This is a genomic window from Nitrobacter vulgaris (genome assembly GCF_031453995.1).
Taxonomy (GTDB): Bacteria; Pseudomonadota; Alphaproteobacteria; order Rhizobiales; family Xanthobacteraceae; genus Nitrobacter; species Nitrobacter vulgaris.
On the sequence record NZ_JAVDPZ010000029.1, the window covers coordinates 34908 to 49603 of the forward strand.

2 protein-coding genes are annotated in these 14696 nt (G+C 59.8%); both read left to right on the top strand.

The window, feature by feature from the left end; genetic code table 11:
• The first annotated feature begins 35 nt into the window (after positions 1–35).
• A complete protein-coding gene (locus GGQ85_RS15880) occupies positions 36–9788 on the top strand; it encodes a non-ribosomal peptide synthetase (RefSeq protein WP_309775327.1) in 9753 nt (3250 codons plus the stop codon).
• Positions 9789–9790: 2 nt separating this feature from the next.
• Positions 9791–14696, top strand: a 4906-nt coding sequence (locus tag GGQ85_RS15885; protein WP_309775329.1) for a non-ribosomal peptide synthetase, incomplete at its 3' end; no start/stop codon positions are given.

The window sequence follows — 14696 nt, forward strand, 5'->3', positions numbered from 1 at the left end:
GATTTTCGGACCGCAACCGACAGGGATTCGAGAAGATGTACAACGACAATCTTGTCGAACGATTGCGAGAACACGTCGCGCGCCGACCGGATAAGGCCGCGCTACGTTTTTTGGAACAGGATGACATCGTCGAGGAGCTGACATTTGCAGAGCTCGACGTACGTATAAGGTCCGTTGCAGCGCGGTTGCAACAGTTAGGCGGTGTCGGCGAGCGGGCGTTGATACTGCTGCCGAGCGGAATCAACTATGTCGTCGCTTTTTACGCCTGTCTGTATTCGGGTGTGGTCGCTGTTCCGGCGTATCCGCCTGAAGGAAGCTCGGAGCGCTATGCGGGACGCCTCAGTGGCATTTTGCGGGATGCGGCGCCTCGTTTCATTTTGTTGGAATCCGATCTCCGTTCTCTTGTTGAGACAGCATTTCCAGAACTAACAGATGTTCAGGTCATCGCAGTGGATTCAGTTTTGACTGAACCTGCCGATGAATGGCGCGAGACCAGGCTTGCTGCGGATGCCATCGCTTTCCTGCAGTATACGTCGGGATCGACATCGCAGCCCAAAGGCGTTTGCGTTTCGCATGCGAACCTTGCGGCCAACGAACGCGCCATGCAATCCGCCACAGGCGGAACGCTTGATGATGTCTTTGTAAGCTGGCTGCCACTATATCACGACATGGGGTTGATCGGCGGACTCTTGAGTCCATTGTTCACGGGCTTTACCTGCGTTCTGATGTCGCCGCGTAACTTTCTTGAACGGCCGCGGCGCTGGTTGGAAGCCATCGATCGTCACGGCGGGACAATTAGCGGCGGGCCTGATTTTGCTTACGCGCTGTGTACCGATCGCGTTTCTGATGAAACCATTGATCGTTTGAACCTGAGCCGATGGAAATTCGCATTCTCCGGATCGGAATTTGTTCGTCACACCACGCTGCAGAGGTTTGGTGACCGATTCGCGCGGGCTGGGTTCGATCGGCGTGCGTTAAACGCTTGTTATGGTCTGGCCGAGGCGACGCTGCTGGTAACAGCGAGTGACATCACGGCGGAGACTATCAGTTACACGCTTGACACCGCGAAGCTCGCCGCTGGCCTCGTTGCTTGCGCAGATAAAGGAACCGACCTCGTGGCATGCGGTCGACCGGCCGCCGATCACGCAACGCGCATCATGCGCGTGGACGGATCGGTCGCGGCCGGGGCGGACGAAGTCGGCGAAATTTGGGTGAGCGGCCCCAGCGTCACGCTCGGATACTGGAATAACCCGGATGCCACGCGTCAGGTTTTCGTGGAGCGAGACGGATTCCGTTGGCTGCGCACCGGCGATCTGGGTTTTATTCGTGATGGCGCATTGGTTGTGGCGGGCCGGCTCAAGGACGTCCTGATCGTGCGAGGACAGAACGTCTACCCGACAGATGTCGAGCAGGCGGTCGAGGCCGATGTGAATTCGGTTCGTAGAGGAAGGGTTGCTGCTTTCGCAGTGGAAGCGGAAGGACGGGAAGGTATCGGGGTGGCGGCCGAATTCAGCCGTGCCGTTCTCAAGAGCGAAAATCCTGAAGCGCTCGCGGACGCGATCGGGCAGGCTGTGCTTCGGCAGGCGCAGGAATATCCGGCCGTAATCGTTCTGTTGAATCCGCGGGCCATGCCGCTGACGACCAGCGGCAAGTTGCAGCGTTCAGCCTGCGCGGCGCGGCTGGCTAACGACACGATTGATAGCTTTATGGTGTTCGAGAAGGGACGCCGCCGCGATAGCACGACGTTGACGCCGCCCGTGACTGACACCGAGCGCGCCGTGTCCTTAATCTGGTGCGATGCGCTCGGCCTAAGGGCTGTGCATTGCGAAGATGATTTCTTCTTCCTGGGTGGAAACTCCATTACGGTTGGTCAGGTTGCTTCTGAGATCCGAGAACGTTTCGGCTTGGAACTGGAGCTGCGCAGTTTCTTTGACGCGCCGACGCTTGCTGCTTTCGCAAGTCATATCGACAGTCTGGCGCGGACCGGCGTCCGGCCTCCGCTGCCGTCGATTCTCAAGGCTGCTGCGGCGGATCGTGCGACGTTGTCGCATGCGCAGGAGCGATTGTGGTTCCTGTGGAATATGGACCCCGTTGGGACGGCGTATACGGTTGCAAGCGCGATCAGACTGAAGGGAGGCCTCGATCATGCTGCCCTGACGGGCGCGATCGATCAGATCGTTTGTCGCCACGAGGCGCTGCGTACCACCTTTGTCGCGATTGAGGGGCGGGCAACGCAAGTCGTTCACGATTCAATGGACGTTGATATCAAGCATGAGGATCTCCGCGCCTACCCGGCAAACGCTCGCGACGCACATGCGGCGGAGATAAGACGATCCGAACTCGCCAAGCCGTTCGATCTCGCGAATGGACCGCTATTGCGGACCGTGTTGCTTCAACTCGCGGATGACGCACACGAACTTCTGCTGCTTGCTCATCATATTATCGTCGACGGCTGGTCGCTGGATGTCTTGCTTCAAGAGCTGTCCAGTCTCTATCGCGGTGCTCTCGGGCAGAAGGCGGACCTGCCGCCGGTGCCGGCGGTACAGTATGCCGATTTTGCTATCTGGCAACGAAACTGGCTAGCGGAAGGTGAGGGCGATCGGCAACTCAGATACTGGCGTACGAAACTGGGTGACGAGCATCCGGTGTTGGCCTTGCCGCACGACCGCCCGCGACCGGTAACGCAAAGTCATGGCGGGGACACGGTCGGCTTTGCGATCGACGGTGGGCTGGCGGCGCGGCTTCAAAAGATTGCCGCAGAGCATCGCGTAAGCGTCTTCATGCTGATTCTCGCCGCCTATCAAGCGCTGCTCTATCGCTATTGCGGACAGAGCGATTTACGGATCGGCGTGCCGATCGCTGGACGGCAGCAAGCGCAACTCGAACGCCTGATTGGATGCTTCGTCAACACGCTGGTGCTGCGTGCGGAGATTGTCGATGACGCAAGCTTCACGAGCTTTCTCCAACAGGTCAAAGAAACGGTAATCGAAGCGCTGTCGCACCAGGATCTGCCCTTTGAAATGCTGGTCGATGGCCTGCGTCCTGAACGTAATGGCAGCCACAACCCGCTGTTTCAAGCTAAGTTCAATTATATGACGGCCTCGCGCGGATTCGACGGCGTCGATGGGCTCACGGCCGATATCGAAATCATGGACCTCGCGGGCTCTCATTTCGATCTTGCGCTCGATGTGGTCGATAGCCTGTCCGGCATGAAGGCAACGTTCAACTACGCGACCGATCTTTTCGATCGACCGACCATCGAACGATTTGCAGCGCAGTTTTGTTTGATGCTGCGTCAGATCATTGATGACGCAGAGCGACGAATATCGGACTTCGTCATTGACGATGCGAGTCGGCAAGTGGTGGCGACGCAGTCCGCGACGTTTGAATTTAACGACGTGGTGAGCCTCCATCGTGCCTCGACGCTCGGAAAAAGGGCCGTAGTTGCGGTTCGATACGGCGACGAGACGCTGACGTTCGCCGATCTTGAGCAAAGATCGAACCGGATTGCGAATATGCTGATCGCTCGCGGCGTGACACGCGAAGTGGCGGTCGCGCTGTGGATGGAACGCACGCCGTCCTTCGTTGTCGCGCTGCTGGGCGTGCTGAAGGCTGGCGCCTCGTACGTGCCGCTTGATCCCAAGTGGCCGCTGGAACGCATCAAGCGCATTCTGAATGATGGGCCTATCGAAGTTCTGCTTGCGACTGCCGAGAAGCTGTCAGAATCGCACGCGCTCGACTGTGTTGTGATCGATGCAAATGCTGAGGCGACGAACGAAGCAATATCGGACGGTCCGCCGGAAACGGTGATCCATCCGGCACAAACCGCCTATGTCATCTATACGTCCGGGTCGACTGGAACGCCGAAGGGCGTCGCGGTCTCGCATGGCGCGCTTGCCAACTATGTGCAGGCTCTTTTGCAAAGGTTGCAGCCGCAATCGTCAGCCAGCATGGCGATGGTCTCGACCGTGGCAGCCGATCTCGGACATACGGTGCTGTTCGGCGCGCTTGCGTCCGGCACGACGCTAAATCTCCTGTCTTCTGAGGCCGTGCTTGATGCGGACGCATTCGCGCGAGCCATGGAAGAGGGGAAGGTTGGAGTCCTTAAGATCGTGCCCAGCCATCTGCGCGGTTTGCTGCAGGCACGGCGCTCGGCCGATCTGCTGCCGTGTGAAACACTCATTCTGGGCGGAGAAGCCTGCGACGCGGCGCTGCTCGATGAGGTCCGCCGCTTGCGGCCGCATTGCCGAATTATCAATCACTACGGGCCGACCGAGGCGACCGTCGGCGCAGCGATTCATGAATGCGGGTCGGAGCATAAAAACGGGTCGGTTCCGATTGGCTTGCCGCTCGCCAATCTGCGCGTTCATGTTCTTGATAATGCACTCAATGAAGTTCCGATTGGGGTGGCGGGCGAACTCTACATCGGAGGTGCGGGCGTGGCGCGAGGTTATCGCGGTTCCGCTGGCTTGACCGCAGAACGATTTGTGCCGGACCCGTTCGGTGCGGCCGGAGACCGGCTTTATCGGACGGGTGATCGCGTCCGCTGTGACCAGGCGGGCCGGCTGATCTTTATCGGCCGCAACGATGATCAGATCAAGCTGCGCGGCTACCGCATCGAGCCTGACGAAGTCGGACGCGCCATCAAGGCCCTGCCGGGAATCAATGACGCCGTTGTTATCGTCCGCAGCATCGATGCGAAGGTGGGCCGGCAGGAGCTCGTTGCTTATTGCGTGCCCGGCGACGGCATGACTCTGGAAGCGGAAGCGATCAAACGCCAGCTTTCGGCGTTCGTGCCCGACTATATGGTGCCGTCCCATATAGTGGTGTTGGAGCGGCTGCCGCTGACGCCCAACGGCAAAATCGACCGCAAGGCCTTGCCGGAGTCGGCTGGAGGTGTCGCCGCCTCGAACTATGTCGCGCCTGCGGGAGGTACCGAGACGACGATCGCGGCGGTCTGGTGTGAAGTCATCGGGCGCGAGCGCGTCGGTCGCAATGACAATTTCTTTGAGCTTGGTGGCGATTCCATTCTAAGCCTGCAGATCGTTGCCCGTTTGCGCAAGCGGGGCATCCGCCTGACGCCCAAGCAAATCTTCAGTCAGCAAACGATAGCCGGCCTCGCCGCGGTCGCGATTCTCACGACGGCATCTGCTCCCGAGAAGGAAAGGTCCGGCTCGCGGACTGGCAGCGATCCGGCACCTTGCATGTCTCATCTGTTGCCGATCCAAACTCGTTTTTTCACCGAGGAGATTGAAAACCGGAATCATTGGAATCAGGCTGTGCTGTTGATTCCGCAGGGGCGGATGGATTGGGAGATACTGCGGCGGGCCTTGATCGCGGTCGTGGAGCACCACGACGCGTTGCGCTTGCGGTTCAAGCAGGTGGATGGCGGGTGGCGGGCGGAGAAAGACGTCTCACCGGCGCCGTCGGATTTATTATGGACACATGCCGGTGTCGGCGACGCCATACAGGTGACCGCGCTTGCTTCCGCCGCGCAAAAGAGCCTGTCGTTGTCGTCAGGTCCTCTATTACGCGCGGTCGGCATGGATCTTGCCGATGGCAGCCAGCGGCTTCTGCTCGCGATCCATCATCTGGTGGTCGATGGCGTATCCTGGCGCATCCTTCTGGAAGACTTGGCTTCAGCTTATGAGCAGATGGAGAAGGGCGGTGCTCTCGAACTCGCGCCGAAGAGCGACTCTTATGCATCCTGGGGTGAACGTTTGCACACCTACGCGGCCACCGCGGAAGTAGCTTCCGAATTGCCCGTGTGGCTCGACTGTGAGGCAAACTCAAATCTTCCTTGCGATGGCAATCATGGTGGTGTCGATCTTGTAGGGGACAGCGCGGAAGTGTCTCTGGTTCTCGATCCCGAATTTACATCGAGATTGTTAGAGGAAGCGCCCGCCGCCTATCGGACGCAGGTCAACGATCTGATGCTGGCGGGCCTGGCCAGAGCTGTCTCGCGCTGGAGCGGATGTGACGATGTGACGGTCGAGCTTGAAGGCCACGGCCGCGAAGATATCTTCCCCGGCGCGGATGTTTCGCGCACGGTGGGATGGTTCACCACTGCATTTCCGGTGCGGTTGCAAGGTGGAGGTGATGACGCCTCGCTGATCAAGGCGGTCAAGGAGAAGCTTCGCGATATCCCGAACCATGGACTTGGCTATGGCGTGTTGCGCTATCTCGGCTCTGAGGAGCAACGCTGCGTCTTGAAGCGAATGGCGGAGCCGCAGATCGTTTTCAACTATCTCGGCCGCTTCGATGGTAGCGTGGGAACATCTTCGCGCTTTTCGTTTGCTCCGGAGAATACGGGTCCGTCTCGCTGCGCTTCCGGTCCCATGCGCGGTTGGCTGGTCATCAACGGGCTGGTGCGTGATGGCCGGCTGCGATTGTCCCTTGAATATGGCAGAAAGCGCTTTCAGCGCGCGACGATCGAACGATTGGCGGAGCTCTACGAGACAGCGCTGCGGGAATTGGTAACCCATTGCTGCAGCGGCGCGTTCGGTCTCACCCCGTCGGATGTCGCGTTGTCCGGACTGCGCCAGTCCGATCTCGACCGGTTTGCGCTGGATGCACGCAACATCCAAGACATCTATCCGCTCTCGCCGATGCAGCAGGGCATGCTGTTCCACGCTCTCCGCGATGGCGGCAATGATGCCTACGTGAACCAGATAGGGATTGAACTGCTCGGCTTTGATGCCGGCAAGCTCCGGATGGCGTGGCAAGCGGTGAGCGACCGGCACGCCGCGTTACGAACTGGCTTTGTGTGGCAGGATCTTTCGGGCGCTACGCAGCAGGTGGTGTATCGTCATGTGGCGGTACCTTTCGTTGAAGAGGACTGGCGACAGCGAGCAGCGGTGCTCGAACGCGGCGACAAGCGTGCGGAGCTTGAAACCGCGCTCGCCGAAATATCCCGGCAGGAATACGAGAAGGGGTTTGACCTCGCGCAAGCCCCATTGCAGCGCGTGCGGTTGATCCACCTTGACGAAAAGCGCCATTGGCTCATCTGGACTCATCACCACATTCTTGCCGATGGTTGGAGTTCGGCGCGGTTGGTAGCCGAGGTTCTGCAGCATGTGAGGGAAGGCGCTCTGCCAACGGCGCAGGGTAGCTATCGCGATTACATCGCGTGGCTTCAGGATCGTGATTCCGCGAGCGCCGAGAAGTTCTGGCGCGACACGTTGGCCGAGCTCGAAACGCCGACTCTGCTCGCGAATACGATGGTCACCAACAAGGCATCGGAAGCTCGGGGACACGCCAGCACCGTGCTTACGATGAATGCCGAACTGACCTGGTCACTGAAGTCGCTTGCGAAGCGCGAGCGAGTGACTCTCAATACAGTCATTCAGGCTGCGTGGGCGCAGTTGTTGCGGCGTCTTTCTGGACAGTTCGCGGTCTGTTTTGGCGTGACCGTATCCGGCCGTCCGGAAGAACTGCACGGATCCGAAGAGACGGTTGGCCTGTTTATCAACACGCTGCCGATCGTCGATGCACCGAGCCCGCAAACAAAGGTGGGTGATTGGTTGCGTCGGCTGCAGGAGCAGAACCTCGTCTTGCGCGAGCATGGCTGGACGCCACTCTATGAGATCCAGCGCTTCGCGGGTCACGGCGGGCAAACACTGTTCGACAACATCCTGGTGTTCGAGAACTACCCGATCGATGAGGGCTTGCAGCAGGCCGGAGGGAGTGGCCCGCGCCTGGGGCGGGTGGATCATGTCACCCCCACTAACTTTGCGCTGGCGGTTGCCGTGTTCGCAGGGAACGACCGGCTCAATCTCGAATTCAACTACGATCTGGCCCGATTCGATGAGGCATCCATCCAGCGTCTTCGTGACATGCTGCGTGGATTACTCGAGCAAATCGCGTTCGATGCAGGCAGTCCCCTCGGAAGGCTTGGATCGGCGGTTTCCGATGAAGCGCGGGTGTTCAACTGGAGCAATGCAGCGCAGTTGGCGTCGCCCGCTTCCTCTATCGGCGTCGTCGCGCATATAGAGGCGCAGGCGGCACGGGCGCGCTCTTCCGTCGCCGTCATCTGGCGCGATCGGCGCCTCAGCTATGGTGAGTTGAACACCAGAGCTAACCAGCTCGCCAAGCAGCTTCGTGGGCAGGGTATCGGGCCGGATTGCCTCGTTGGTATCGCCTTGGCGCGCAGCCCGGAGATGATGGTCGCGCTGCTTGCAGTCCTGAAGGCAGGGGCTGCCTATCTGCCACTCGATCCGGATTATCCGGCCGAGCGACTCGTCCACATGCTGCGCGACAGCGGGACGCAGCTCATACTGACGGAAAGCGATCAGCTTAAGTCGCTTTCGTCGGTGCTGGACCAGATCGCTGTCGAGACTTTCTGCATCGATAGACCATCGCTCTTTGCCGGGGAGGATGCTGGGAATCTGAATATCGAAATTCATCCGGATAGTTTGGCCTATGTGATCTACACATCAGGATCGACGGGTACGCCGAAGGGGGTGGCTGTCGCGCATGGGCCGCTCGCCATGCATTGCGAAGCGATTAGCCGACTCTACCGCATGACGTCGCGGGATCGGGAATTTCAGACGGCGTCCATCAATTTCGACATCGCCCACGAGCGGTGGCTGGTGCCATTGATGTCGGGTGGGTCGCTGGTTCTGCCGTCCCGGCCGGGCTTGCTGGTCGACGATCTCGTTCACGAGATCGAGCGAAGCTCGGTCACGACGATATTTTTGCCGCCCGCCTATGCGGATCAGTTGAGCGCGGCATTGCGGCAGAGTGGGCGGAAGCTATCGATCAGGGCATGCATCGTCGGTGGCGAAGCTTGGTTGGACACCGGGATCAAGGCGGTTCGTGAAGTCATCGACACCGATCTTTTGATCAATGCTTATGGTCCGACTGAGACAGTGATCGCGCCGACTGCTTGGGTCGTCGACGACGCAAAGTTAAAGCCCAGGCAGGCTGCCTCGATCGGACGGCCTGTCGGTGCCAGAACTGCCTACATTCTTGATTCCGACCTGAATGTCATTCCCGCCGGAGTCACGGGCGAGTTGTTCATCGGCGGCGCCGGACTGGCTCGTGGCTATTTGAACCGTAGCGCGATGACTGCGGAGCGGTTCATTCCAGATCCCTTCGGTGCTAGCGGCGACCGCCTCTACCGGACCGGCGATCTTGCGCGATGGCGCGACGACGGGGTGATCGACTATGTCGGTCGAGCCGACCAGCAGGTTAAAATCCGCGGCTTCCGTATCGAATTGGGGGAGATCGAGGCGCGCCTGATCGAGCAGCGCGGTGTGCGCGCGGCGGCCTTGGTAGCGCGCGAGAGCAAGACGGGACGCCATTTGGTCGCCTATGTGAGTGGCGATGCGGCGCTGGATGGTGCAGCATTACGCGACGCGTTGGCCGCCGTGCTACCTGACTACATGGTGCCGGCGACGATCGTCGTGCTCGAGAAATTGCCGCTCACGCTCAACGGCAAGATCGATCGGCAGGCATTGCCGGCGCCGCACGAGGACATGCTGGCGTGCCGTCGCTATGAGGCCCCCGAGGACGACGTCGAAATCGCGCTGGCGAGGATTTGGTCCGAAATACTTGGCGTCGAGAGGGTCGGGCGTAACGACCACTTCTTCGAGCTCGGCGGACATTCGCTGCTTGCCGTGCGGGTGCTGAGTCTGGTGTCGCAAGAGATCGGCGTCTCTATACCGATCTCGGATCTTTTCGCGCATCCTGATCTCGCCTCGTTCGCGCGCGTCGTGTCGATCAGGTTGATCGAGCAGGAGTTCGATGCCGAAGAACTTCGGGAGCTGATCGCGGCGGAGCAGTGAGCATGGTTGATATGGCAAAACCGGATTTACGCGATCTAGATCTTGCGCAGGTGAGGAAGCTTGTATCGCGGGCCAGGGAGCGCGGTCGTAATGTTGGTGAGAATTCAACGACGATTCCGGCGGTGCCGCGGAACCGGCCGCTCGAACTTTCCTTTGCACAGCAGCGACTTTGGTTGCTGGCGCAGCTCGATGGCGCCAATTCCAACTATCACATTCGCGGCGCAGTAAGTCTTTCCGGCGAGCTCGACGCCGACGCATGGCGTCAAAGCCTCGATCGACTGTTTGCGCGCCACGAAGCGCTGCGCAGCGTCTTTCGCGTGGTTGATGAGCAGCCGTGCGTCGAACTGTTGCCGTCTGACGTACATGTGCCGTTGCTCGAACATGATCTGTGTGGCCGCGACAACGTCGAACAGGAACTCGCGCACTTGTGCCGCGAGGAGTCTGCTACGCCCTTCGATCTTGCGGCTGGGCCGCTGATCCGCTGCCGTTTGATCCGAACAGCGGAAAGAACGCATCTCTTCCTGCTCACGCAGCATCACATCATATCCGACGGCTGGTCGATGAATGTATTCGTGCGTGAGCTCTGCACTCTTTACCGGGCGTTGACAGCCGGTATAGACGATCCACTACCTCCCCTTGAAATTCAGTACTCAGACTACGCTGCATGGCAGCGGCAGTGGTTGACGGGAGATCGATTGGACGGGCAGGTCAACTACTGGCGGCAGGCGCTTGCTGGCGCGCCTGCGGCGATCGAGCTGCCAACCGATCGACCGCGATCTCTGGAAAAGTCTTTCGCTGGCGCCACGCTGCCAGTCGAGTTCGATCGTGATCTCACGCTAGCTATCAGACGACTCGGCCAGCGGCACGGCACAACAGCATTCATGATCGTGCTCGCGGCGTGGGCAGCCGTATTGTCAAGGCTTTCCGGCCAGACCGATCTCGTGATCGGAACGCCGATAGCCAATCGCAACAGGCGCGAGATCGAGGGTCTGATCGGTTTTTTCGTCAATATGCTTGCGATCCGCGTGGATCTTTCAGGAGAACCCGACGTCGCCGAGTTACTGGGGCGTGTGCGCGCGGCAGCGCTCGCGGCTCAGGACCACCAGGACCTTCCCTTCGAGCAGCTCGTCGAGATCATTCAGCCTCCCCGGCGGCTGGAGCATCCGCCGGTGTTCCAGGTGGTGTTGGCTTGGCAGAACAACGCAGCACCAGTTCTCGAACTGCCCGGCCTCAAGGCAGAGATCGTCGATATCCCGCTGCAGCAGATCAAGTTCGACCTTGAGCTCGATCTTGGCGAGACGGAGGACCGTATCGCCGGAACCCTAAATTATGCAACGGCGCTGTTTAACGAAACGACGATCAGGCGGCACCGGGATTATCTGTTGGCCTTGCTACGTGTCATGGTCAAAGACGCCGATCGAATTGTAGACCGTATCGATATCATCGGCGACGAGGAGCGGAAGCTTGTTCTGGAAACGTGGAACAGGACTGTCGCGCCATTCCCGTCCGAACGCTGCATCCACGAACTGTTCACGGATCAGGTTCGCCGCGCGCCCGAAGGTGTGGCGGTGGTCCACGATGGTATTCAGCTAAGTTATGCCGAACTTGATGCGAGAACCAATCAGCTTGCAAGACATTTGATTGCGTCCGGCGTCGGCCCGGATCAACTGGTCGCAATCTGCTTGTCACGCGGTATCGGGATGATTGTGAGCCTGCTTGGGGTCCTCAAGGCAGGGGGCGCTTATCTACCGCTCGACCCGGTCTATCCGGCGGAGCGATTGCGACAGATCGTGAAGGACGCAAAGCCGAAACTGTTGATCGCCGATCACGGTGGATGCGCGATCTTTGCGGATGCTGCGTGCGAGATTCTGGATCTGGAGGCGAGCGCTTCGACTATTGCCGGACTGACGTCGTCCGCCCCGACCGTTGCACTCACGTCAAGGCATCTCGCCTATATCATTTACACCTCCGGCTCGACCGGAAAGCCAAAGGGTGTGATGGTCGAGCACCGCGGCGTGGTGAATCTGGCGTTGACGCAGCAGGAGATGTACGCGGTCACCCCGCGCAGCTGCATCGCGCAATTTGCCTCATTCAGCTTCGACGCTAGTGTCTGGGAAATCGTCATGGCGCTGTGCTCGGGAGCCGCGCTGTTTCTTGTTGGCCAGCGCGAATATCAGAACACGTCCGACCTGATTGACTACCTCGTCGACAATGCGATTACGCATGCCGGCTTGCCGCCGGCAATGCTGCAAGGACGCACCGATCTTGACCGGCTGGCGACGCTGAAGGTGCTGGTACTCGCGGGTGAATCACCAAAGGCCGAACTGATCAAGAACCTGCCTTCAAACGTTGCTGTCTTCAACGGCTACGGGCCGACGGAAGTAACGGTTTGCGCGACCACCTGGCTGCGGCCAGCGGACTTTGACGATGATGCGATTCCCATCGGCCGTCCCATTCCAAATCAGCGTGTATATCTGCTGGACAGGTTCGGTGCGCCCGTTCCGCTCGGGGCGACCGGCGAGATCTATGTCGGTGGGGCAGGAATCGCCCGCGGTTACCTCAATCGCACTGAGTTGACAGAGGAGCGCTTCAAGCGCGATCCGTTCGCCGGCGACGCAAACGCGCGGATGTACCGCACCGGCGATCTCGGACGTTATCTGCCGGATGGCAATCTCGAGTTCCTCGGCCGCAACGATCATCAGGTCAAGATTCGCGGCTTCCGCATCGAACTGGGCGAGATCGAGTTTCGCCTGAACGAGCACCCGTCCGTATCCGACTCAGTGGTGCTTGTGCGTCACGATCATAGTGGTGATCCACGGCTGATCGCTTACGTTGCGCTGGGCGAGCACGCCGGTACGATACCCGATGCGGGTGAATTTGCGGCTGCGATGCGCAGCCATCTCCGCGCGCTCTTGCCGGACTATATGGTGCCGTCGGCCTTCGTGCGCCTGGACGCCTTGCCGCTCACCCCGAATGGCAAGGTCGACCGCAAGGTATTGCCGGCTCCGGAAGACGATGCCTTTGCAAGGCGCAGCTTCGAGCCGCCACGAGGGGAAACTGAGGAGGTCGTCGCCGGGATCTGGACAGAGTTGTTGGGCGTCGACCGGATTGGACGAAACGATCATTTCTTTGAACTGGGCGGTCACTCGCTCCTTGCAGTCCGCTTGCTGGAGCGGTTGCGGCGTCATTCGCTCGTTGCCGATGTGCGTATGCTATTCGCAAAGCCCGTGCTGGCTGAATTCGCCGCCGGCCTCAAAGTCGCAGCAGATGCTGATATCCCGGCCAATCGGATCACGCCTCAGACAACGAGGATCACACGCGAATTGCTGCCGCTGATCGCGTTGACGGAATCGGACATTGACCGCATCGTTGCGGGGGTGCCCGGCGGCATTGCAAATATTCAGGACATCTATGCGCTGTCGCCGCTCCAGGACGGCATTTTATTTCACCATCTGCTGGCGAAGGAAGGCGATCCCTATCTGCTGGTCGGCCAAATGGCGTTTGAAAGCCGCGATTTGCTCGACCGCTATCTCGCCGCCGTTCAGCAGGTTATCGATCGTCACGATATTCTACGCACGTCCATTGTATGGGACGGATTGTCCGCGCCTGCGCAAGTGGTCTGGCGAAAGGCTGCCGTGGCTGTCAAAGAGGTCGTCCTCGATGGCGAAGACCCTGCGCAAGAGCAGCTCGCGCGACGCTTCGATCCGCGCCGCCATAGGATCGAACTTGGTCAGGCGCCGCTGCTACGATTTGCAATCGCGCGCGATCCCGCCACCGGACGCTGGCTGCTTTTGGCGCTGCTGCATCATCTGATCGGCGATCACTCAACGCTGGAGGTGATGCACGATGAAGTCCGTAAGATATTATCCGGACGCGGCCATGAGCTTTCAGCGCCGCATCCGTTCCGAAACCTGGTAGCGCAGTCACGCAAGTCCTTGGCGACCGCAGAGCACGAGCGCTTTTTCCGGAGCATGCTGGCCGACATCGATGAGCCGACCACGCCGTTCTGCCTGGACCGGGTGCACGGTGATGGCGGCGGCATAAAGGAAGTCCGACGGATGCTGCCCGCGTCACTTAACGCGGGGCTTCGTGCATTGGCCCGGCGCATGGGTGTGAGCCTTGCCAGCCTGTGTCACCTGGCGTGGGGACAAGTGGTGGCACGGAGCAGCGGGCGCGAACAGATCGTATTCGGCACCGTTCTGTCCGGGCGCCTGCACGGTGGTGACGCTAGTGATCGCAGCATGGGTTTGTTCATCAATACCTTGCCGTTGCGGCTCAATCTCGATGGCACGCCAGTCGAGGATAGCGTTCGCCAGACCCATGACCGGCTGACCGAACTGATGGCGCATGAACATGCTTCGCTGAGACTGGCGCAACGATGCAGTGGTGTCGCCGCGCCGGCGCCGCTGTTCAGCTCGATTCTGAACTATCGGCACAATGCGATGGCGGAGGCTTCATCCTCAGATCAGGGTGGCACTGGAATACAGGGCATCGAGTGGCTCGGCGGTGAGGAGCGGACAAACTATCCCTTGATGATCGCGGTCGAGGATTATGGTCGGGCGCTTGGTGTGACCGTTCAGGTGGTTCGCCCGCTCTCGGCCGATCGCATCTGCGGTTTGATGCAGCATGCGCTCGATCAGCTGGCTAGAACATTGGAGCATTCACCTCGCTCGCCAGTTCGACAATTGGATATTCTTCCTTCCGAAGAACGTCAGCGGTTGCTGCAGACATGGAATCGGACGCAGGCGCGGTATCCACGAGATCGTTCGGTCGTCCATCAATTTGAATTTTATGTTTCGCGGTCGCCAGGTTCGATCGCGCTGGTATTTGGGGACGAGGCGTTGAGCTATGGAGAGCTGAACGCGCAGGCGAACCGTTTGGCGTGGCGGCTGCGGGATCGCGGGGTTG

Excerpts from the sequence above, each read along its gene's own strand:
- GGQ85_RS15880 (WP_309775327.1), top strand. The coding sequence starts at position 36 with ATGTACAACGACAATCTTGTCGAACGATTGCGAGAACACGTCGCGCGC.